Origin of the sequence: Limosilactobacillus gorillae, assembly GCF_001293735.1 — a bacterium.
Classification (GTDB): Bacteria; Bacillota; Bacilli; order Lactobacillales; family Lactobacillaceae; genus Limosilactobacillus; species Limosilactobacillus gorillae.
Genome location: NZ_BCAH01000046.1, coordinates 1 through 1,909 on the forward strand (window position 1 = coordinate 1; position 1,909 = coordinate 1,909).

2 protein-coding genes and 1 tRNA gene are annotated in these 1,909 nt (G+C 40.4%); all 3 read left to right on the forward strand.

What is annotated here, in order from left to right; translation table 11 throughout:
* Window positions 1-79 precede the first annotated feature (79 nt).
* The 3 genes from AOQ57_RS07630 to AOQ57_RS07640 all read left to right on the forward strand — a co-directional run bounded on the left by AOQ57_RS07630 (window position 80) and on the right by AOQ57_RS07640 (window position 1,775).
* A tRNA-Thr gene (locus AOQ57_RS07630) sits at window positions 80-152 on the forward strand.
* A 358-nt stretch (window positions 153-510) separates the two neighbouring features.
* Entirely contained in the window at window positions 511-1,068 is a 558-nt protein-coding gene (locus tag AOQ57_RS07635) for a hypothetical protein (RefSeq protein ID WP_093626773.1), read from the forward strand.
* A 239-nt stretch (window positions 1,069-1,307) separates the two neighbouring features.
* Window positions 1,308-1,775 (forward strand): Dps family protein, encoded by a 468-nt coding sequence (locus AOQ57_RS07640; protein ID WP_093626775.1) that lies wholly within the window; start codon window positions 1,308-1,310, stop codon window positions 1,773-1,775.
* Window positions 1,776-1,909: the final 134 nt, after the last annotated feature.

The window sequence follows — 1,909 nt, forward strand, 5'->3', positions numbered from 1 at the left end:
AGGACGTTGCCACGCAAACCTAAAAAGAAAGTTTTTCTTTCACAGTGTCTTTTGATATAATATTAAAGGGTACTGATATGCTGACTTAGCTCAGTTGGCAGAGCAACGCACTAGTAATGCGTAGGTCGAAGGTTCGAATCCTTTAGTCAGCACTATAAAGCTTTGCGAAGCGTAATAATCCTTGATATATCAGCATTTAGCTTGGATATATCAAGGATTATTTTTTGTTTACTTTAGAAATATTATGCACATGACTGTGCACAGAAAAACCGTGTGCAAGGGAAGTCATTGTAGAAGGGCTGTAGATACTGTTTTGATGGGCGTTGGGCCTTTTTTGTGCAAATTTCATAATTACTAACTTTAAGTTAATTTGATAAGTATATTTAATTGAGACGGATCGGTTCTGCTATGTCAAAGGTTATTTAGATGCATGCCAATATTCTGGGCTTGATCGTTATTCCAGTTAGCACTATATTGATGTTAACTTTATGCCTAAAAGGGGTGGTTTACATGGCTGGAAAGTACACAGCAGAAATTTTACCATTAAACGCTGAGAAGATTGGTACCGCAGCGCACGGGACTGCGACGTTTACGATTGATGATGTGCAAATGAAAATTCATATCGACATGTTCGATACACCGGCTAACGTCCAGCACTGGGAACATTTCCACGGGTTCCCGGATGGTAAGCCAGCGGAGATCGCTACAGCAGCACAAGATGCTAATGGTGATGGCTTCGTTGATTTACCAGAAACAGAATCGGTTTCCGGTACAACGATGGTGCCATTTAATGCTGATCCAGCTAAGATGCATGTGCCAAATGATGATTATCCGGTGGCCGATGCAGACGGCCACTATACTTATGATAAGTTAGTTGATTTGAAGGAGTTGCAGAGGGCATTTAAGGATGCTTTCGGTAGTGACGATTTACAGCTAGATAAACGAGTCATTTATATCCATGGTGTACCTAATACGTTAAAGTTACCGGCCACTGTACAAGGTACGGTAATGAATTATGATGCACATGTTACTTTACCGATTGCAGTGGGGAAAATTGTTAAAGCTTAAGCTAATTTATTGAGTAGACAGCCTAGAAGCAGTTTCGAAGTTCATTGATATGATGAACATCTCGGGGCTGCTCTTGTATTACCAGAACTTGTTTTAAATCATTTCACGCTAGTACCTTTTAAGGATCGGAATATAGGTGGTTTATCTTATTGAGCAAAATTCTTTCCTTTGATGATGAACTTTATTAAAATGATGGTGTAGTTTAGAATTACTATTGAGTGGAATGGAGGGACCTTTTTATGAAGTATGAAAAGACCAAGGTGGTTTTAAACCAACTAGTTGCTGATCTAAGTCAACTGGCAATGGTTGTTCATCAGACCCACTGGTACATGCGAGGGACTAATTTCTTGAAGTTGCACCCATTAATGGATGATTGGATGGACGACCTTAATGATCAACTGGATGAAATTTCAGAACGGTTAATCGCTCTTGATGGATCACCATACTCCACCCTAAGCGAAATGGTAGAACACACTAAGATTACTGACGAACCAGGTAACTGGGATAGGACTATTAAGGAGCGGTTGGAGATTCTCTCTAAGGATTACCGTTACCTAGCTGACCTTTATCAACAGGGAATTGAAGTTAGTGACGAAGAGAAGGACTTTTCAACTCAAGATATCTTCATTGGCTTTAAGACTGCCACGGAAAAGAGACTGTGGATGATTCAAGCTGAATTAGGGAAGGCTCCCGAACGTGACCTGTAAAATATGCATAATCTGGGGCTGTGACATAGGTTCCTAATAATAGTGGAGTTAGGTCAACTACGCACCGAATAAATTCGGTGGCTTGTAGCTCACAAGCCTAACGGCTTAGAAGTAATAACGCACTAACGTGCTTC

Bases quoted from the DNA above. Each gene is read 5' to 3' on its own strand.
- AOQ57_RS07635 (WP_093626773.1), top strand. From the start codon at position 511: ATGGCTGGAAAGTACACAGCAGAAATTTTACCATTAAACGCTGAGAAG.
- AOQ57_RS07640 (WP_093626775.1), top strand. From the start codon at position 1,308: ATGAAGTATGAAAAGACCAAGGTGGTTTTAAACCAACTAGTTGCTGAT.